Annotated in this window: 17 protein-coding genes and 1 pseudogene; 3 read left to right on the top strand and 15 right to left on the bottom strand. The window is 58.7% G+C overall.

Annotated features, from left to right (window positions below; all coding sequences use genetic code 11):
- Positions 1-284 precede the first annotated feature (284 nt).
- Positions 285-509 carry a hypothetical protein gene (locus tag F1542_RS15625; protein ID WP_193733856.1) on the top strand — a complete coding sequence of 75 codons (225 nt, stop codon included), beginning with the start codon at positions 285-287 and terminating at the stop codon, positions 507-509.
- Positions 510-735: 226 nt separating this feature from the next.
- On the opposite strand, the gene F1542_RS15620 is transcribed toward F1542_RS15625, so the two are convergent.
- Together F1542_RS15620 and F1542_RS15615 are read right to left on the bottom strand one after the other, a co-directional pair.
- Entirely contained in the window at positions 736-1,308 is a 573-nt protein-coding gene (locus F1542_RS15620) for a phosphatase PAP2 family protein (RefSeq protein ID WP_193733855.1), read from the bottom strand.
- Positions 1,309-1,347: 39 nt separating this feature from the next.
- Positions 1,348-1,599 carry a hypothetical protein gene (locus tag F1542_RS15615; RefSeq protein WP_193733854.1) on the bottom strand — a complete coding sequence of 84 codons (252 nt, stop codon included), beginning with the start codon at positions 1,597-1,599 and terminating at the stop codon, positions 1,348-1,350.
- Positions 1,600-1,835: 236 nt separating this feature from the next.
- Between F1542_RS15615 and F1542_RS15610 the strand changes: the two genes are divergently transcribed.
- A complete protein-coding gene (locus tag F1542_RS15610; protein ID WP_193733853.1) occupies positions 1,836-2,813 on the top strand; it encodes a hypothetical protein in 978 nt (325 codons plus the stop codon).
- A 71-nt stretch (positions 2,814-2,884) separates the two neighbouring features.
- On the opposite strand, the gene F1542_RS15605 is transcribed toward F1542_RS15610, so the two are convergent.
- The 12 genes from F1542_RS15605 to F1542_RS15550 all read right to left on the bottom strand — a co-directional run bounded on the left by F1542_RS15605 (position 2,885) and on the right by F1542_RS15550 (position 18,420).
- A complete protein-coding gene (locus tag F1542_RS15605; RefSeq protein ID WP_193733852.1) occupies positions 2,885-3,655 on the bottom strand; it encodes an SDR family oxidoreductase in 771 nt (256 codons plus the stop codon).
- Positions 3,656-3,905: 250 nt separating this feature from the next.
- Complete coding sequence (rfbA, locus tag F1542_RS15600; RefSeq protein WP_193733851.1) at positions 3,906-4,826, bottom strand: glucose-1-phosphate thymidylyltransferase RfbA; 921 nt, start codon at positions 4,824-4,826, stop codon at positions 3,906-3,908.
- Positions 4,823-5,899 carry a dTDP-glucose 4,6-dehydratase gene (gene rfbB / locus F1542_RS15595; protein ID WP_193733850.1) on the bottom strand — a complete coding sequence of 359 codons (1,077 nt, stop codon included), beginning with the start codon at positions 5,897-5,899 and terminating at the stop codon, positions 4,823-4,825. Before rfbB ends, rfbA begins: the two co-directional genes overlap by 4 nt.
- Before the next feature lie 234 nt (positions 5,900-6,133).
- A complete protein-coding gene (locus F1542_RS15590; RefSeq protein WP_193733849.1) occupies positions 6,134-7,285 on the bottom strand; it encodes an acyltransferase in 1,152 nt (383 codons plus the stop codon).
- 33 nt (positions 7,286-7,318) lie between these two features.
- Positions 7,319-7,876, bottom strand: coding sequence for a polysaccharide biosynthesis/export family protein (locus F1542_RS15585; RefSeq protein WP_193733848.1), 558 nt, complete (start codon positions 7,874-7,876; stop codon positions 7,319-7,321).
- A 95-nt stretch (positions 7,877-7,971) separates the two neighbouring features.
- Positions 7,972-9,282 carry an outer membrane beta-barrel protein gene (locus F1542_RS15580; protein ID WP_193733872.1) on the bottom strand — a complete coding sequence of 437 codons (1,311 nt, stop codon included), beginning with the start codon at positions 9,280-9,282 and terminating at the stop codon, positions 7,972-7,974.
- Positions 9,283-9,356: 74 nt separating this feature from the next.
- Complete coding sequence (locus F1542_RS15575; protein WP_193733847.1) at positions 9,357-10,835, bottom strand: oligosaccharide flippase family protein; 1,479 nt, start codon at positions 10,833-10,835, stop codon at positions 9,357-9,359.
- The gene (locus F1542_RS15570) at positions 10,835-11,986 is read right to left on the bottom strand and encodes a glycosyltransferase family 4 protein (protein WP_193733846.1); all 1,152 of its coding nucleotides are present in this window, start codon (positions 11,984-11,986) and stop codon (positions 10,835-10,837) included. The genes F1542_RS15575 and F1542_RS15570 overlap by 1 nt, the downstream gene beginning before the upstream one ends.
- A gap of 17 nt (positions 11,987-12,003) precedes the next feature.
- Positions 12,004-14,214 carry a polysaccharide biosynthesis tyrosine autokinase gene (locus F1542_RS15565; protein ID WP_227672797.1) on the bottom strand — a complete coding sequence of 737 codons (2,211 nt, stop codon included), beginning with the start codon at positions 14,212-14,214 and terminating at the stop codon, positions 12,004-12,006.
- 5 nt (positions 14,215-14,219) lie between these two features.
- The gene (locus F1542_RS15560; RefSeq protein ID WP_193733845.1) at positions 14,220-15,035 is read right to left on the bottom strand and encodes a WecB/TagA/CpsF family glycosyltransferase; all 816 of its coding nucleotides are present in this window, start codon (positions 15,033-15,035) and stop codon (positions 14,220-14,222) included.
- 36 nt (positions 15,036-15,071) lie between these two features.
- A complete protein-coding gene (locus F1542_RS15555; RefSeq protein WP_227672796.1) occupies positions 15,072-16,574 on the bottom strand; it encodes an exopolysaccharide biosynthesis polyprenyl glycosylphosphotransferase in 1,503 nt (500 codons plus the stop codon).
- Between the two features lie 367 nt (positions 16,575-16,941).
- The gene (locus F1542_RS15550; RefSeq protein WP_193733844.1) at positions 16,942-18,420 is read right to left on the bottom strand and encodes a mannose-1-phosphate guanylyltransferase/mannose-6-phosphate isomerase; all 1,479 of its coding nucleotides are present in this window, start codon (positions 18,418-18,420) and stop codon (positions 16,942-16,944) included.
- A gap of 316 nt (positions 18,421-18,736) precedes the next feature.
- Here F1542_RS15550 and F1542_RS15545 point away from each other — a divergent pair, with 316 nt between their 5' ends.
- Positions 18,737-20,068, top strand: a complete 1,332-nt coding sequence (locus tag F1542_RS15545) for a UDP-glucose/GDP-mannose dehydrogenase family protein (protein ID WP_227672802.1) — start codon at positions 18,737-18,739, stop codon at positions 20,066-20,068.
- Positions 20,069-20,229: 161 nt separating this feature from the next.
- Here F1542_RS15545 and F1542_RS15540 read toward each other — a convergent pair.
- Positions 20,230-20,736 (bottom strand): annotated as a pseudogene (locus F1542_RS15540) (glycosyltransferase family 2 protein); the annotation flags it as partial.

The raw sequence follows: 20,736 nt of genomic DNA, 5'->3' as shown, positions 1-20,736 counted from the left end.
CGCGCATACCTGCACCAGCGCCCCATGCCCTTACCCGTATCTCTCCTGTCCCTACACTTCATGGGGCATGAATAACATCAACCCGCCCCTCCTGCCTATCTCCTCACGCGTGACACCATGCGGCAGTGGGACATTTCCACTGCAAAGCAGGCAGCATGCTGCCCGGAACCTGCCTTCTGATCCGACTGCCCAGCCCATCCGCGAAAGCAGACAGACGATGCAGGCAGGATTTCATACGCCTTATCGACCATGCCTGTTCCGCAACGGACGCCCTGTGCCGGACCATGGATATTGACCCGCACGTCAGCCAGCGGATCACGCAGAATGCGGGCATCGAATTTCTCGACTGTCCCGCCGCCATGATCCGACCAGGCTGCGGCAGGCGGATATGCCCATCCGGCCCGATTGGCGGGTCATTGCTGTTGAATTCGGGGGAGACCTGTAACGCAGCGTCAGGTTGTGCCCTGTTTCCAACGGATGTGCTGGCGGCCTATCGCGGCAGGGCGTGAACCCCGCTGCCTACTGCGGATGGGTGGGGATATGCTGCACACAACCTGCCAGCAATAGGCAAAGACAGGCAGCCACAAACCGACAAAAAATAGATATCAGATCATTACAGGACCATTGAAAGCGAAAAGAGATTACACTGCACCTGCTGAAGTAAAGAAGAATTACATCTTCTGCCTGCGCGCAACAATACCGGGACATCCGGTCAAGAAATCAACCCCATGTGCATTACAGATGCGTGGGAAACAGTGCTTCGGGGGAAAAGACGTGCCGTATCGTCACTTCCGCCCCCAGGTGAAAACCGTGGAACACCATGGCGACGCAGACCACGCACGGCAACAGATAACCCCATAGCGAAGGAGGCACCGGCCCGCATTTCATACCCAGTACCATCCCCCCGATACATCCGACAAGGGCGCCCACAATAACCTCGCCCACGGTATGGGTCTGCAATTGCAACCGGGTATACCCCATGACCAGCGCCACCGCGAGCAGGGGCACCAGCATGGCAACGGGATAACGCACCAACTGGCGTCGCCATAGCAGGACCAGCAGCCCGCCATACGTCACACATGCCGATGCGACATGCCCACTGGGGCTTATGACCATGGCCTGTGTCAACCAGGCATAGTACAGGCCCGCGATCTTGAGCAGCAGCATGATCCCCAGCGTCAGGACGACCACGACACTCCATACATATATGCCCTGCCACCATCCCCGCAGGCCCATGATACAGGCAACAGTCAGCACCACCGGCAGAATAACGGCCTGATCTGCAAAATCGGTGATGAAATCGGTCATAATGAAAAGGACCGCCCTGTCTTGTTCCTGTACCACATATCATGGACCGGACAGCGCGACCAGAATCGTGAAGCCTGCCCAGAACGCATTGCCTGACGGAAGAAGACGATCTGCATCGTTTTGCAAATAATTCGGATATCCAGCCACAACGACCCGCCCGTGCGCCATGTAAACCAGATCGTATTCCACCCTGCCGTTTCCACGATAGCCAGCGGATCGCCGCTGCCATTGATCTGCGCAAGACAGGGAATGCCAGCGATGGATCACACCCGAAAACGTCATGCCAATCACGCCAGCCCATCCCTGCCTGATCGACGCAGGAAAGGGAGGCATGGAGGCGTTCTGTCAGCAGCCTGAATTTTTCTTATTGCGAATGATATTCGTTTTCAATATAAACAAAACACCCACGGCACGATCAGGCAGTTTTCCCAACCGTCAATTTCCCAGGACAACGCCGTGAATACACCCGTGGCATTGCACATATGCCATGCCGCATTCCCTTTATTCTTACAGGGACCATGTAAATCATGAGTGAAACCACAGGATGCACGGCCGACTGGCACCTTGAACATTCCTCCCCGGACCAGATTCTGCACTATCTTGATCCCCGACGTCCTTTCGCGCGGCAGATCAATACGCTGACAACCCGGTTCCGCGACGTACAGGCCCTTTGCAATGACGGTGCCGTCTCCCCCGCCCTGACCCGGCTGCGCAATGCGCTGGCGTTCCATATGGTCAAGATGTCACGGTGGTGGCGGTTTGATTTCTGTCCCCGTGGCGTGACCGGCGTGCGCAATCCGCTTTTCCTGACCTATGTAAAGGCGCATGCCGAACGATCGGCTGAAGATGACGCCCTGTTCGACCTGTTTACCCTTCAGCGCCACATGCATGCGGGCGATGGGGGGCATATCCTTGTCGTGGGGCATGATCCGTTAACGGCTCCATCCATTTCCATCCTGTATGGGGTGGATGGACAGCGTAATTTCCGCTTTGCCACCGGCTCCCGTGGGGTCGAACCGTTATGGAATGGACAAGCCTATCCTGATTTTGCATCCGCATGGCTTGCCGCGCGTGCCGTGCATGCCCTGATCCAGGATGACAATGCGGACATACATGAATACGAAACCGCCCACCGCGAACACATGTGGGTAAGGGCATGGCACCACCGGCATTTTCACCGTAGCGGCAAACTGCCGGTTATCCGGCGATATGCGCAGGCCGACGCCCAGTTGATGAACTGCCAGTCCACCTTTGGACGCGCGGAAATGAAAACGGTCGTGGAGCATATGGCATTTGACATTGCCCGTACCGCGTTCCAGCGGCACATGACGGTTGCGGACCTGATTGAGGAAAGCGATGCGCTTTCGATCAGCCTCCGCTCGGCCAACACCATCAAGCAGCGTGCACGTGCATATGTGGCGACCTGCATCGACCCGATGGCCCGGCCCGAAATGGATACGCTGCTGGACCGGGTCGTATCCTATGTCCCGCGCCGCTGTCCCTGAACAGGTACCCACGCCGCGGCATAGACTACGGCGTGGTGGCACCTGTTCCAATTACAGTAAAAAAGATGGAATTACTGTGCGGTATAACCACCATCAATGACCAGTTCGCTGCCGGTCATGAACTTTGATTCGTCGGATGCAAGGAATACGATGCCATAGGCAATGTCATCAGGCTCCCCCAGATGGCCCAGCGGGTGCAGGTCAATCAGCTTCTGCCGGGCCGCGGCCTGGTCCGGGGTTTCCTTGGTAAAACCCTGCACCATCGGGGTCCAGATATAACCGGGGTGGATGGAATTGACCCTGATTTTATAACCCTGTTTCGCGCAGTGCAGTGCCGCTGATTTGGTGAACAGCCTGACACCCCCCTTGCTGGCATTATAGGCGGCAAGCGCGGGGTCACCGACTAGTCCCTCGATGGAGGACAGGTTGATGATCGATCCCCCGCCATGTGGCTTCATGGCTTCCACGGCGTAACGCGTGCCCAGGAACACCCCATCAAGGTTGACCGACTGCACCCGTCGCCAGTCCTCAAGGCTGGTTGTCTCGACAGAGCCGGAATAGAGAATGCCCGCATTATTGACCGCTATGTCCAGCCGACCAAACTGCGTGGCAATAGCGGCCATCGCCTGCTTCCAGTCTTCTTCCGCCGTGACGTTAAGCGAGACGAAAAGCGCTTCCCCGCCGGCTTTTTTTATTTCCGCGACAACGGCCTCACCTTCATCCGCCTTCAGGTCGGCCACGACCACCTTCGCCCCTTCACGCGCCAGCAGCAGGGCCGTTGCCTTGCCAATCCCGCGCGATGCGCCTGTGACAAGCGCCACCTTTCCCGATACACGTCCCATGTCTTTTGCTCCTGAATAAGTAACTTCCCTTAAAATATAAGAAAACTCTCATTCAGCACATTGACGGGGCACAACACATTCATAATTCCATGACACGTTTTTGTGATTCCGCCACCCTGAACCAGGGTCATGAAACATGCCTGCAATCATGAAGCTTTTTAAAACAATCATCGAAAGACGCCGCCTTTCCGAAAAAAAGGCGGCGCCCAGGAGCTTTTATTACCATCAGCAGGATCTTTTGAAATAATCCTTAAGCCGCCTCGGCATCCTCTTCAGGAGCAGCACTGGCAATTTCCATAAGTGCGCGCCCAAGTTCGGTCTTGATCATGCGCCGTGCATAGGATTGCAGCGCCGCCGCATCAATAAAGCCACGACGGAAGGCCACTTCATGCGGGGAGCCAACCAGCAACCCCTGACGGGACTGGATGGTCTGCACGAACTGCCCTGCCTGCATCAGGCTGTCAGGCATGCCGGCATCAAGCCATGCGCAGCCACGCCCCAGGCGCTGGACATGCAGGTCACCGTTCTGCAGGTAAATCCGGTTCAGATCGGTAATTTCCAGTTCCCCGCGTGGTGAGGGCTTCAGGCTGCGGGCATATTCACGCACGCGCCCATCATAGAAATACAGACCCGTTACAGCCCAGTTCGACAGCGGGTGCGTCGGTTTTTCAACAATATCCAGCGCATGCCCGTCGGGGGCGAAACTGACCACGCCATAGCGTTCGGGATCACGTACTTCATAGGCAAAGACAGTAGCCCCGGTGGGCCGTGTTGCCGCCGCACGCATCTGCTTGCCCAGATGGTCGGCAAAAATCAGGTTATCACCCAGTATCAGGCCACACGGCGAATCATCCAGCCAGTCATCGGCAATGATGAAGGCCTGCGCAATGCCATCGGGCGAAGGCTGCTCACGATATGTGAAGGTCACACCCAGATCCGACCCATCCCCCAGCAGCCGCCGGAACAGTGGCAGGTCCCCAGGTGTCGATATGATCATGATATCGCGTATCCCCGCCAGCATGAGCGTGGACAGGGGATAGAAAATCATCGGCTTGTCGTAAACCGGCAGCAACTGCTTGCTGACCGCCTGCGTCATGGGGTGCAGGCGCGTGCCCGAACCACCAGCCAGAAGAATGCCCTTGGTCGGTTTTGTCGCGGTATTCTCGCTCATGCTGCTGTTCCCATCTTGTCACCCGTGTGGCCAAGGCGTTCCCCGCCATAACGGGCTGCCCGAATGTTTTCCCACCATTCCCGGTTATCCAGGTACCACTGCACCGTGCGCCGGATGCCATGTTCAAAATCATGGCGGGCGCGCCAGCCCAGCGCCTGTTCCGCATGGGTCGGGTCGATTTCATAACGGAAGTCATGTCCCGGACGGTCGGTCACGTGCCGGATCAGGCGCGCATGCGGGCCTGTCGGGTCGGGGCGCAGTTCATCCAGTATCGTGCAGATCGCTTCCACCACCTGCATGTTGGTGCGCGGCTGTCGCGCGCCGATGGCGTAGGTTTCACCGGGCTGCCCCTGTTCCACCGCGCGGACCAGCGCTTCGGCATGGTCCTCGACAAACAGCCAGTCGCGCACGTTCTGTCCCGTGCCGTAAACCGGCAGTTCACGCCCCTCAATCGCGTTGATCGTTACCAGCGGGATCAGTTTTTCAGGAAAATGCCACGGTCCGTAATTGTTGGTGGTGTTGGTGACGAATGTTGGCAGGCCATAGGTATGGTACCACGCGCGGACCAGGTGATCGGATGATGCCTTGCTGGCCGAATACGGACTGCGCGGGTCATAGGGGGTCTGTTCGGTAAAGGGTGGATCGCCGGGGCGTAAGGCGCCGAAGACCTCATCGGTCGAGATATGGTGGAAACGGAATGCCTTCCGCCGTGCCGCGTCCTGTCGCATCCACCATGCGCGCGCGGCCTCAAGCAATGTATAGGTGCCAACTATATTTGTACTGACAAATGTACCAGGTCCGTCAATGGAACGGTCAACGTGGCTTTCCGCCGCCAGGTGCATGACGGCATCGGGGGCGAAATCGTCAAATATCCTTGCCATTGCGGCGGCATCGGTAATATCCGCCACTTCCAGCCTGTAACGCCCGGTTGCCGCCGCATCTTCCGTTGCCTTTATACTTGCCGCATATGTCAGGGCATCGACATTAAGGACATCATGCGCGGTCTGGGCCATCAGATGCCGCACAACCGCGGAACCGATAAACCCGCAGCCTCCCGTTATCAGTATGCGCATTTCCTACTTCCTTCCCCCCATAACATGACCTTACCCCCGTGGCTTTTCACAGCGGAAAAAATTCGATCATTCCCCATATTGAAACCGGACGGGAATACTGTAACGCTCATGTATAACCCAATCAGATCATGACAGTGTAATGAGCTGTCTGTGGCATAAATATGGAGTACGCTGCCTTAATACGACAAAAAACAGTATTCATTCAGAACAACACGGTTTCCTGAATACAGCCGATCAGGCCGCACCACGTACTGCAACCATGGCATCACGGGCTTCGACCCGCTGCATGACCCTGCGGCCCAAACGCTGCGAAGGGCGTTCAACCAGATGGTAACAGACCATGCCCACAAGCAGGCAGAACCCGAATATTGCAAAAGTAACCGCCAGCCCCGGCACGAAATCCAGATGGCGCAACCTTTCACCCATACCCCATGATATGATGCCAATGATCAGGTAATGCGTCAGGTAAAACGAAAACGATATGCGTCCCAGCCATATGACCGGACCGGAGCGCAGCAGCGCATCCACCCCACCGCGCTGATAGGCCAGCCCGAAAATAAGCGCCGTAAATCCGAACACATCCAGCACCGGCACAACCGGGAAAAACAGTGTTGCCGCAATAAACGCAACCGCCCCCAACGTAATGGACGATGCATGCCGTTCCATACTGTCGGGCAACAGGTGATAGGCGCGGTACAGCAGTATTCCCGCGCAAAAGCAGAAGAACATGCGAATGGCGCCAAATGTACCCGTCGGGTTGTTATTGGCATGGTGGCAGGCAAACAGCACCATGACCAGCAATGCCAGGCTGGCGGCACATAGTGCCAGTGCATGGCGTGGCGATGCAATGCGCATCGCCCCCATGGCCAGTAGCGGGAACAGGAGATAACCCAGCACTTCCGCACTCAGGGTCCATGACACGATGTTCCATTCCCCCAGCTTCAGCACGGTCCAGCTCTGGACCAGCAGCAGGGTCTGCACGAACCCCGGCAGGGACAGGTTGTGTACGCGATAGGCGAAGGACGGGTCGGTATAATAACGCTGCATGGCCACATAACCCGGCGCAAGCAATACCAGCGGTACCATGGCCAGCAGCACGAATGTATTGAGCGGATAGACCCGGAAGAAGCGGACAATGAAAAAGTCCCGGATCACATGCCACCGCAGGACAGCGAACTGCCCTTCATGCACATGCATGAGGATAAAGCCCGACAGCACGAAAAACAGATCCACGCCCCGGAAACCATTGAACAGGAACAGTGAATGCAGCATCCATGGCTGGTGCAGGATATCGGCAGCCAGACCATAGAAATGGGTCATGAAAACCCATAGCGCCGCAACACCACGTACGCCGGTCAGGCTGGGGATGGAACGGGCCTTGGGCATGTTATCCCCCTAACTTCCTGTATCGTTCAGGTTTCAGAAAAACCGCTCGTCAATTGTCACCACATCACCGGGCAGCAAGACGGTCGCACGTGATATGCGGCCTTCATGCGCGGGGGTATTGAGGTCTTCATGCCGCACATCGGTCGCACGGTTGGTCACGGCGCGGTAGGTAAAGCCCCCCGCCAGTGCAACAGCGGTCAGCATGGTCATCCCCGGCTGATAGGGATACTGGCCGGGATGGTTGACCTCACCCAGGATAAAGATCGGCCGGTACTGCGCGACTTCCACGGATACACTGGGCTGGGTCAGGATCCCCTTCTGCTCCAGACTGGCGGAAATACGCTGGGCCAGGTCACGTGGCTCGACACCCGCCGCGGGCACCGTTCCCAGTAACGGGAAATCGATATTCCCGTTGTCACTTACGGTAAACGTGTTGCTCAGTTGCGGGTCATTGTAGGTAATGACACGCACCTGATCACCCGGACCAAGGTGGTAGGCCCGGGTATCGACCGCGTCAAAGGACTGTTCATGCGCCGAGGCGCAGCAGCTTAGTGCAAGCAGGGCCGTGACGCCGGCTGCCTGCATCATCATGGGCCGACACGTGTTCCGTATCATTGCAAACATGGTCACTCCCAAATCATTCAATGTGGTTTTCCTTCGCCTGCCGCCTATGCGGCAGACCAACATCAGCCAGAGAAGGAAAAGCCCAACAGTATCGTATTGCTCGTAAACGTGGAAAGACGCCCCGGGATGTTCAGATAATTCACGTTCCCGCCCGATGTGGCGTTATTGACATAGTTATAGGTCAGGGAAGCCCTGACGTGACGGTCGATGTTCCAGAAAACCGACCCGCCAAAATGGATCTGTTTCTGCAGTCGGTTGCCCTCCAGGCTGGAGATTGCGGAACCCGTGGGCACCGTCATGCTGGACTGCGACGCACTTTCCCCATATTCGGCATAAGCGCGCAGGAACACATTATGCCGCAGTTCATGGTCCCACTGCAGGCGCACGTCCGTCACCACCTGATTTCGGGCAAACGGGGTTTCCGGATCGCTCAGGTGGCGTGCCGCCGTCAGGTTGACGGTATCGATGCGGCGCGGCATCCATGACACATTGACCTCGAATGTCGGCGTCGTGACCGAAGGGCTGCGACCGCTGCTGAAACTGCGCGTTTCCCCACCAACCAGCAGGCGGTACTGCCACACCTGCCCGCTGCGGAAATCCACGCCACCAAAACCGGCCCCGTCGGCATAATTGTTGACCGATGCCTCGGGCGCTGAATCATATTGCGCGGCGGACCCGCGAAAAACGACGACAGCCGCATTCCCGCGTGAGAATTCATAGCGCGAGGTCAGTGACCCGGTTTCCACCTTGTGACTGATGGTGCCGTAATCAATCGAAATCGGCCCCGGCGCCGTCCCGAAGGAGAAATCCTGATAATCGAACGCCGGGATCAGGCTGAACCGGCCAAACATCTTGGTATAGGTCAGCCGCCCGTCATTGACCTGGTACGGCACGGGATAGACCACGCCATACACGCCCAGGTTGGTCGCGGACAGGTGATACTGATAATGGGAATAGGCCATGCTGAGCGTATCGTGACCCAGATTGAGCGTCCCGCCGATATTGCCATGCCAATTGGTGTAACTGGCGATCGACTGCGTGGGGTAACGGTGATCGTCCATGCCCACCGATGCCCCCAGCGCATGACGCCGCCACCGCGAATTGACACTGACATTGGCCGAGGTCTGCACCACGGGGCTACCCGATCCCGGAATACCCAGCGTGTTGGAATTATAGCCCACATTTTCCGATGCGCTGGGCCGCAGTAGCCAGCTGCCCAGACCAATGCCATCCGTCTGCTGACCCATCATCTGCCGTGTTACGACCGAACCGGTCATATCCGTCGAATATCCGGGAATATCAGAAGGGAAAAGCTGCTGGATCAGCTGTGCATGCGCATCATGCGCATGCAGACCGATCCCCAGCACCACCATCCCGACCGGTCCCCGCGACAGGCAGCGCCATACCCTGGCACCATCCTGCAACCGCCCTACCTTCATACCTTACCCTAACCTGTAATCGTAAGACGGGGATTGCCCCCCGCACGCTGGATAAATCGGTGAGCCATGTCACGCAGTCCCGGATCCAGCCGGTATGCGGCGACAGCCATCGCCAGCCCCGCCATGGCGGCAGCGCATGCGGAAGCTACCAGATTCATCGGAATCAACAGACTCACAATCAGCGCCCCTGTCATTATCAATATTCCTGGCACAAGTCGCCAAGTCTGTTGTGACAGGCAATCCGACAACAGATAAAGAGCAACTAAATTAATTGTGACCCGCAACATCCACGCCGCCGCGGCCCCTGGCAGACCCCACCATTTTATCAGCATCCACAATACGCAGAAGAAGGGCAGGATCTCCACCATCGAGACCTTGGCCGTGATATGGGGCCGCCCCTGTCCCTGCAGCAATCCGTAGGGCAGGAAGGCGATGCCGTTGGTCCATGCCCCGAACATCAGGATTTCGGCCACGGGGCGTGAGACATCGGCAAAGCTGCCGCCCACCCACATATGCAGGAATGCCCCCGAAAACAGGATGCCCGGCGCGCAGATCATGCCAAACCCGTAGGTCAGCGACGCGGTGGCCCGCCGGGTCAGGTCAACCGCCTCCCCCCGATCAGCACGCGACAGGCGCGGAAACAGCGTGCGCGCCAGCGCCGTCGCCACGACCTGCGAGCGCATGGCAAGGTTCATCGGCACGGTGTACTGCCCGACCGACGTGACCCCCAGCGTCGCGCCGATGATAAGCTGGTTTGACGTATCCAGCAGCGGGTTGATCAGGCTGGAAATACTGACCCATGACCCGTAACCCAGCAGGCGCTTGAGCCATTTCACGTCAAAATCCATCGGGCGGATCGGCCATTCCAGCACCATGACCACGCAATAGGCCAGCGCGATCATGGCCAGCCGCGACAGCACGATGGACGGCAGGACAACCGTAAGCTGCGGCCCGAAGAAATGAATGCAGATCAGCGGAATGATCTGCCCCGCCATGGTGGTGCTGGAATTGAGCATGTTGGACAGCAGGAAACGTTCACGCGATTCCAGCGCCCCCGTCGCCACGCCATTGATCATGCCCAGCGGCAGCATGACCGCCATCCACGGATAGGCATGGCGCGTTTCCGCCAGCAGGTCCGGCGGGATCCGCACGAAATGCAGCAGCACCATATCCCCGATCGGATACAGGATCAGTCCCCCCAGCGCCCCCAGGCCGAGGTTGCTGTAAAACGCCGTCATCAGCACGGGTGAACGCTCACGCGCCGTGGCATGGCCCAGCTGCGCCAGCGCGTTGGCCGATGCACGTGACAGCCCGAAATCCAGAAACCCCAGATATCCCAGCAGGATCCATGAAATCGCGACAATACCATACCTGTCCGTGCCAATCAGGTGCAGGTAGAAGGGCACGGTGCCCAGCGAGACGATGATCGGGAAAATGGAACCGAATACGTTGAACAGGAAATTGGTGGAAAATTTGCTCTGCGCCATTATTCGGCCCCTACTGTCGCCATGACGGATCGTGGCCCCGCCTGACCCAGAACCTGCTGATAGAGGCGCACATATTCCTGCGCGACGCTGTCCCAGTCGTAATGACTGGCCACTTCCATATTCCGCGCACGCAATGCATCCGCCGTATCTGGCAGGGACGCGGCCAGTGCCACCACTTCCCGCACGCCGGGGGCAAGGTTGTCGGGATCGATCATGACGCCTGCCGCCCCCTGCTGCATAAGCCGGGCAAAGGGGGTGATGTTGCTCAGTATGGGGATCAGGCCGGCGGACATCGCCTCCACCGCCGCAAGGCCAAAGCCCTCATGCGCGGACAGGCAGCCAAAGAAACTTGCCTCCCCCATCAGGTCACGCAGGGCGGCATCCGATGGCCCGGATACGATACGCAGGGCATCGGTAATGCCACATGCCTGCGCCTGCTGCCGCAGGTCGGCCACCGTCAGGTTGGAATCCTGACCTGCCACGATCAGCTTCCATTGCGGGTCTTCTTGCCGCAGCATTGCGACAAGCTGGAACAGCAGCCTGAGCCGCTTGTGCACGGCAAAGCGTCCGAAGGCCAGGATGGTGCGTCCCGGCGTGCGGGATGCGGCGTCACGGAAGCGCGTCTGGTTGATGCCGTTTTCGATTGTCTGCAACCGTCCCGCCGCCACGGTGCGGAACAGGTCGGCATCACTGTAGCTGCACGCGACAATGCGTCTGTATGCCCGCACGGAAACCGGCGTGATGGTACGGAACCATATTTCCTTGATCCGTCGCAGCGCACCGGTGTGAAAGAAGCCACCATGGGTGGAGGCGATCATGGTCTTGCGATGGAACGGCCATGTCCATGCCAGGAAATCGAAAAAGAAGTCGATTGCATGGACATGCAGCAGGTCGAACGTCCCGATATGCCGCAGCACCTGTGGCGCCAGCGGATAACGGGTCGAACCACGCCATGGGATACGGATGACCGGGATGCCATCGACGATGTCACGATGGGGAAGCCGGCCCGGACGCCCGAACACGCTGTCGAGTGTCAGGACCTGCGCATCAATGCCCATGTCCTGTCTCTGGCTGCGGGCAAGGTTGAGCAGTGAATCCTCCAGCCCACCGACAGAGGGGCTGAACTGGCGGCAGATATGCAGAACTTTCAATATTTCATCCCCCGTTCCTATTTGTCATCGAAACGGCTCAGGATCTTGATGTCCCGGTTACCGTAGCTGTAGCCCATCACGTCCATGGCGTTGTCTTCCACCATGGTGGCCACCACGCCCGCCAGCGGCGCGCCACAGGCTTCCAGCCGCTCCAGACAGGCCATGACGGCGCGCTGTGCCGTGCTTTTCCAGCGGCAGACAAAGATGACCTGATCGGCCATGTTGGCATGCACCAGCGCGTCACTCAGTCCCAGCAGCGGGGGGCAGTCGATGATGACCAGTTCATATGACCGTTTCAGTTCAGCCAATATGGCGCGCAGGCGCCGGATCTCGACAGGGCTGAAGGCATGCTGCATCGTGCGCCCGGCGGGAATGTAGTCAAACCCGGTGTCAGGATCCGTGCGGATGACATCCGCCACCGGCACGCCCGTGGTCACAAGGTCGCTCATGCCCAGCGAAGGCCGCCCCGACGTGCCATCGGTCAGGTACTGGTCCAGCATGCCCCGGCGGTGATCGGCATCAATCACCAGCACCTTCTGCCCGCCCCGGCGGGCCACGGTCGCCATCCACAGCGCCAGCGTGCTCTTGCCTTCCTCCGGCCCGGCGGAGGTAATGGCGAGGCATAGCGGCTGCCCCCCCTCATGCACCCGCATGGACAGCTGCATGACAAGGCTGCGCACCGCTTCGGTCGCACGGGAATAGGGGTGGTCGATCACATGCCGGCGTACGGTCTGTTCCGAACGTCCCCCCACCTTGGGCACGACCGCCAGCAAGGGCAGCGGGACAGCCGCGCGCAGGCGCTCGATTTCGGTAAAGCCGGCCGCGAAGTAATCACGCAGCAGCACAGCCCCTGCCCCGGCAGCCAGTGCCACGGCCATCAGCCCCAGGCCGATCTTCTTGCGGTTGGGAAAGCTGGGCACATCGGGCGCGGCGGCGTGGGAGACGACGGCGATGGGCGGCTGCAGCAGGGCTGCGCGATCCACGACTTCCTTGGCGTGTTCCAGAAAGGTTTCATACACGGCGCGCGCACTCTGCGCTTCCTGGTCCAGCGTGCGGTATTCCGCCTGCGGCGCGCTCTGCCCACCTGCCTTCTGACGCAGAAGGTCAAGGTTTTCGTTCAGGCGCTGCACTTCCGCACGGGCGGAAATCTGGTCTTCGCGAATGGTGCTCAGCGCGGCCTGTGTCTCGGCTTCAAGACTGGCGCGGGTGGTGGCAATCTGCTGGTCCAGCGCGCGCAGGCGCGGGTGCTGCGGGCCATAGGTCGCGGCTTCCTCCTGCCGCGTACTCTGCAACTGCATGAGAGCATTGGCGGTGGCCACCAGAATGGGTTCCTGTGACAGGGCGACCGCCGCGCGCGCATCCCCCCGTGCGGCGGCGTCACGCAGCGCGTCGGCGCGGGCCTGCGCCGCAGCCAGTCGCCCTTCGGCCTGGCTCAGATTGGCTGAGGTATCGGCAATCTGGCGTTCGATCAGCGGCGTGCTGGTGCTGCCCTCGGTGGTGTTGGTCAGGCCATTGGCGTTGTCGAAGGCATTGGCCTTTTGCACGGCATCCAGCCACCGCTGCCGCAGGGCGGCGGTGCGGTTGTCCAGCCACGTGGCCACATGATTGATATCCGCCGTCTGCCGCGCCAGCGCAATGCGCTGGTAATTCGTGACCACTGCATTGGCCAGGGCCGCGGCACGCTGGGGATCGCCATCCACCACGTTGATATCAAGGATCTGCGTGCGCGGTTCTGGCGTTATGGTCAGGTTGTTGAGGAAGGCGTCTTCCTCATGCTCACGCTGTACCTCCGGGTCAACCGGCGTGCTGGCATGGCACAGGAACCCCAGCCCCATGTGGCACAGCCGGTCGCGCATGCCCACATGAGGGGCGGCAGGCGGCGGCGGCAGTTGCGCCAGGACGGCGGCCGCGACGTCACGCGAATGGATCATCGCGGCTTCGGTTGAAACCAGTTCATCATCCGGCGGGGCCAGGTTCTGCTGCTGCCCGTTGGGAGCCAGCGGATCCTGCTGCGCACGTCCCGACACCACGACGGTCGTGGTCGCGGTATAGCGCGGCTTGAGCGTCAGCATGACTGCGCCACCCGCAACCAGTACGCCCAGTACGGTCAGTGCGAACAGCATCCTGTGCCGCAGGAATGCCCGCATTGTCTGGCGAATGACAAGGCCCACATCGTGCGCTGTCCATGACATTGAAGTGGCCCGCCCCTGTATGGAAACGTAATTCATGCTGTTTATCCGGCAAGTTTCCGCGAAATGGACGACGTGGACCGATGCATCAGCCTGCGCCGCAAATAAACGAGGACATGAAACCCGAATACAGGCAGTCCCAGCAGATAACGCCGCCACAGCCTGCGCGGTTCACGCACCAGACGCACAAGCCATTCCAGCCCCATGTTCGCGACCCATCGCGGCGGGCGGTGCACACGTCCGGCCGCATGGTCAACCAGCGCGCCCGCCGTAATGAGGACACCGGTGGGAAGATGATCCATGTTGTCATACAGCCAGCGTTCCTGCCGGGGCATGCCCATGGTCAGCAGGATGATGTCAGGCTGCGTCGCCCGCAGGCGTTCAAGCAGCAGCGTGGATTCACGTGATCCGGGTGTCGGGTCAAAGAAACCGTGCTGCGTGCCCACCGTGCGCACGCCATATTTATCAGAAAAGGCAGCCGCAGCCTTATCCACCACATCGGGCTTGCCCCCGATCCAGAATACAGATGCATCCTGCCCCAGTTTCGACAGGACCGGCCCGATCCATTCCGGCGGCGTGGTGCGCGGCAGATGCCGCCCCGTCAGCACGATACCCGCAAGCTGGACGCCCGCACCGTCACAGAACGCAATATCGGCACGCCGGAACAGCGTGCGCAGCCATGGCTGTTTTTGCGAAACCACCGCCATATGGGCATTGGCGTTGACAACGGTCATTTTCCGCCCCACCCGCACGGCATCCACCACGCGCTGGACAATGTCCGTGCGCGATATGTCGTGCAGGGGCAGGCCCATGACATCGACAATCGTATCATCTACTGCGATTTCCGTATTTGCGTTCATTTGAATACACCGTTCATCGTCAGGAAATTAAGAAATTCAGAACGCATTCCGACTGAAGATCTCGCGCTTTATGGTCAGGAAAATAATCTTGATATCCAGCCAGATCGACCATGCGCGTATGTATTCCAGGTCCAGCACCACGCGCCGGCGCAGGTCATCACGCGTGACCAGTTCCCCCCTTGATCCGTTGATCTGCGCCCAGCCGGTAATGCCGGGCTGCACACGGTGGCGGGCCACGTATTCCTCCATCGCCTCATGCAGCAGTTGGCCGCCCGCGCGTGTCTGCGGTGCATGGGGGCGTGGGCCAACCAGTGACATCTCACCACGCAGCACATTGAAAAGCTGCGGCAGTTCATCAATGCTCAGCCGTCGTATCCATTTGCCAACACGGGTGACACGCGGATCGGTGCGCGACGTCTGGCGCGCGGCATCCATATCCGACATGTCCGCATACATGGAACGGAACTTGAAGACATTGAAATAACGGTTATTGAACCCCTGCCGGGGCTGGCAGAACAGCACGGGACCACGGGAATCCAGCTTGATCGCCAGCGCCACAAGTCCCAGCACGGGGGCCAGCGCCACAAGCAGCAGCATGCTGGCGGTAAGATCGAACGCACGCTTTTCCAGCATGTCCCATTCGCTTAACGGACGCCGCTGCAACACGGTCAGGGAAAACGGACCGAAGCGTTCAACCGGCCAGCCGTGACAGTCTTCCGTCATGAGCGATGGCACGACATAGACATCCGCCAGCACGCCGCGCAGGCGCCACAATATGTCCATCACATGCTGCTGCCCGCCTTCGGACGGGGGAAAGCATATGATGATGGCATCAATGTCATTTTCACGCGCATGCAGCACCAGTTCTTCTATCGTGCCGTCAACATTTCCGCCCCGGTCATCAAAGGTCCCGACAAGGCGGAACATGCGCTGCATGCGTGCGTTTATGCGCGACGCCATCTGCGTTGCTTCCGCGCCCGAACCGATGATCGCCACCTTACGCGCCAGGCGACGGGTCACCGCACGCGTCTGCACGATGTATGTACCCACACACCGTTCGATCAGCAGCGCGATCACCACAAAGACCAGCCATTCCGCCCCCATGCGCAACGTGACAACAGGCGGCCATGACAGCATGAACAAAATGGTGCAGAAGATTACCCCGCCGAACACCACGGGCGGCAGCAGATAGCGGACCTGACATGAAACCCGCGTCAGATCGGGAATATCCAGAAGCGGCACATTCCTGGGAAACAGAAAAAACGCCCCCGCGGCCATGATATTGGCCAGCAGAAGGGCGCCGGACAGTTCATCAGGCGTATCATAAATACGCTGCCACGTAATACAGGCCATGATGGCAAGGCATACGGACATGGCGTCCGACACGACAACAACCTGTGTCAGGACAGGATGACGGTAGGCAAAGCCGTCATCCCCACTACGTGCCGTATTGATACCCCGCGGGATGCTGTCGATCCCGACGGATAGCGGCGACAGGTCTGTTTCATCATTTTTCAAGTGCCTGAGTGCCTCGCTCATTTTGAAACATCTCCTGTCGGCGCGGGATGCAACCTGACGCCGGATAAGGCTTCGCCTGCCATTTTCCGCACTGCACAATCGAGTGCGAAATGATCCTCACCTGCTGTTGGTTTTTTACATTACGCTGGAACCCAGCTTCCAAGTCCAGAAATATTGCGAGTATTTTTGGGCAAAAATATGTCATGGCATCAATACATGGAATAAATTTCCTATTCACATATTATTCACAAACCCGAGAATATTTTTCAATTATGTTATTATAACGTAACGATATGAACGCATATCCAGATATATGGCGGTTCAAGGGAACCAATGTGACATGCGTGAAACCCGCACGGGCAACACGCATGTACCGACGCTTTTCTTATTACTGTCGGCCGTAAGTATCTTCAAAGCGGACGATATCGTCCTCCCCCAGATACGGACCTGACTGAACTTCAATCAGGGTCAGGGGGATACGTCCCGGATTTTCCAGCCGGTGCATACACCCTAACGGCAGATAGACACTTTCGTTTTCCTGCAACATAAGTTTTTCTTCATTCCGCGTCACGATCGCAGTACCACTGACCACAACCCAGTGTTCGGCCCGGTGAAAATGCTTCTGCAGCGACAGCTTCTGGCCCGGATACACCACGATCCGCTTGACCTGGAACCGTTCGCCCTGAATCAGCCCTTCGTAAAAACCCCATGGCCGGTAACAGCGATTGTGAATTTCGGCTTCCGGCCTGTTGGCCATCTTCAGCTGTGATACCAGTGCCGAAACATCCTGCGCATAATCACGATGAATCGCGAGTACGGCGTCAGACGTAACCACCAGCACGATATCTGTCAGCCCCGCCACGGCGGTCAGCATGCCTTCGCTGCGCACGTAACAGTTATGAGACTGTTCCAGCACGACATCGCCCACGGCCACATTGCCACAGGCGTCCTTGTCGCCCAGTTCCCATAATGCATTCCAGTTCCCGACATCCGACCAGCCCAGATCGGCAGGAATGACCACGGCGCGGTCCGTGCGCTCCATGACCGCATAATCAATGCTGACATTGGGGGAACGCAGGAAGGCGGTGGCGTCCAGCCTGCGGAAGGTCAGGTCGTTTTTACTGTCAAGCAGTGCATGCCGCACGTTTTCCAGCACATCGGGTTCATGCCGTTTCAGTTCCGCCAGCATGACGGACGCGGAGGCAAGGAACATGCCCGAATTCCACAGATATCCCCCTTCATTCAGCATTTCGGTCGCACGCAGGTGATCAGGCTTTTCAATAAAGCGGGCGACACGGTACACGCTGTCACCAGGGTGATCGGGATGCAGGGGCGCGCCAAGGCGTATGTAGCCATATCCCGTCTCAGGCATGTCGGGTTTCATGCCGAATGTGACGATGTACCCTTCCCGCGCCACGGCCGATGCCTTTTCCAGAACTGCTGGCAGGCGCTCGGGATAACGGAAAACGGCATCGGCGGCCATGATCCACAGAAGGGTTTCGGGATCATCCTGCGCCGCCAGCAGGGCGGCGGCCGCAATCGCTGCAGCCGTGTTGCGCACGGCGGGTTCAAGGATGATACGCCCGTCCTCACACCCGTTCTCGCGCAGTTGTTCAGCAACAAGGAAACGGTGCGCGTCATTACAGACGACAATGGGCGGCGCGAATGTCGTGCCCGTGGCGCGTTGCAATGTCTCGCCGATCATTGTGCGGTTCGATGCCAGCGCCCAGAACTGCTTGGGATGGCAGGCACGCGAAACGGGCCATAGCCGTGTTCCCGTACCACCGGACAGGATAACAGGCGTGATGGTGCGGTTACGGGATTCCGGCACGGATACGGTTACATCCGTTGCTGTCATAAACGTCATGATCGTGACTCCGTCCTGCGTGTTTCATGCTGCACGTATCCGCCGCTTCCCGAAGGAAACGGAACCGGTCATGTCGGACATCGATGTTGCGGGATGCACTTAGCGGAAATTTTTTTGTCAAGAATGTGGTGCTTAAACATATTTTCGTCGTGATCATGCCCTTGTGTTGCATCCGCATGACATCTTCCGGGTTACGGAACATGCACCCCTTATTACTTTTGGTTTTATTCAACCCGCTTTTGAAAGCTCTAGATCGCGGCCTGCTCCGGACAACAGGCCGCAATACGGAATCAGGGAGGTCCCGGTGCGAATTGCTATGATTGGTGGAGGCTACGTTGGGTTGGTCTCCGGTACATGTTTTGCGGAATTTGGCACCGATGTTGCCATTGTCGAAACCAACCCTGACCGCCTGACCGCCCTGCGGGAAGGGCGTATCCCGATTTACGAGCCCGGCCTGGACCGCCTGGTTGCGGAAAACGTGGAGGCCGGGCGCCTGACCTTTGGTGACGACATGGCCGCCGCGGTCAAAGGGGCGGACGCCGTGTTCGTGGCCGTCGGCACACCGTCGCGCCGGGGAGACGGGCAGGCGGATACAAGTTATGTTTACGCAGCAGTAGAACAGATCGCACGCGCGGCCGACGGCTATACCATCATCGTCACCAAATCGACCGTGCCGGTTGGCACGGGGCGCGAGATTGCACGCATCGTGCGTGAGACGCGCCCGGACCTGGAATTCGATGTTGCGTCGAATCCGGAATTCCTGCGCGAAGGCAACGCCATTCAGGATTTCATGCGGCCTGACCGTGTCGTCATTGGCACAGACCAATATAAACTGGAAGGTACGGAACGTGCGAAGACCATCCTGCGCAAGCTGTACCGGCCACTCTACCTTCTGGAAACGCCCATTGTCTTTACGGGGCTTGAGACAGCAGAACTGATCAAATATTCCGCCAATTCGTTCCTCGCGATGAAAATTACCTTCATCAATGAAATCTCGGACCTGTGTGAAAAGGTCGGGGCCAACGTCAATGACGTGGCGCGCTCCATCGGGCTGGATGGGCGTATCGGCAAGAAGTTCCTGCATCCCAGCCCGGGCTTTGGTGGTTCGTGTTTTCCAAAGGATACACGTGCACTGACAGCAATCGGACGCGATGCGGGATCACCCGTGCGCCTGATCGAAACCACGGTCGCGGTCAATGATCAGCGCATGCTGGACATGGGCGAACGTATCATCGCCTTTGCCAATGGGGATGTACAGGGGCTGACGATCGGGGTGCTGGGCCTGACCTTCAAGCCTGAAACCGATGACATGCGCGAGGCAGCTTCGATTCCCGTTCTCGACATGCTGGACAAGGCGGGCGCACATATCCGCGCGTTTGATCCCGCCGGCATGACAACCGCCCGTCCCGTGCTGCCGCAATCCGTTACCTACTGCACGGATGCGCTGGACGCGGCGAAAGGTGCCGATATCCTTGTCGTGCTGACGGAGTGGAATGAATTCCGCTCACTTGCGCCGGAAAAACTGGCGCGGGAGATGAAGGGTCGCAAGATTGTGGACCTGCGCAATATATGGGATCCCACGACCATAAAGGATGCAGGGTTCGAATATATCTCGCTCGGGCGACCGGACGCGGTACAGTCCCACTGATCGCACCAGAAAAATCCGGGCCATGTTTACATGGCCCGGACAGGTTATGGCGACATGCCCTCTGGGCCTGTTTTCAGAAACCTTCAGAAAAAAGGCCACCTTTTTAAAAAAGGCGGCACCCGGAAGCTTTTATTTTCATTCCCTGCTGCGCTTCCCTGGCATCAGGAATGGCACAGCCTGCGCCTGAGCGCCGCCACCACCTGCCGGATCATGGCAGGCAGGAACGCAGGCCGCCGCATGATACGGCGGCAAATTGCCCCCACCGCCCCCGAACGCAACGCCACGGACACAAAATAGGAATCATCCAGCCGCTGCAATCCGGCCGCACGCTGGTGCAATAGGCGCACCAGTTCGGGGTTGTCGCGGATACGCGGCTCTCGCGCCAGTGCCAGCGCGCCATCATGCATGTCGCGATATGCAATGGTCGTGCGTGACATGCCCGATGCCCGTCCACTGACGCTGCCCTGGCGCTGCGTATAAAGATACGTGGCTTGATCGATCAGGAAAAACCGGCCGCCAGCCATGAGGAAGGCGATCATGAGCAGGAAATCCTCCCCATGCCGCACCACGGGATCATACCGTATGCCATGGGCAAGCATGAATTCCCGCCGGAAAACAGGCTTGAGCAGCCCCCAGTCAAACCCTTCCCCACCCGAACGGTTATGGGC

This window comes from Komagataeibacter sp. FXV3, from assembly GCF_015155755.1.
Taxonomy (GTDB): domain Bacteria; phylum Pseudomonadota; class Alphaproteobacteria; order Acetobacterales; family Acetobacteraceae; genus Komagataeibacter.
This window is presented reverse-complemented; position numbering and strand designations above follow the sequence as displayed.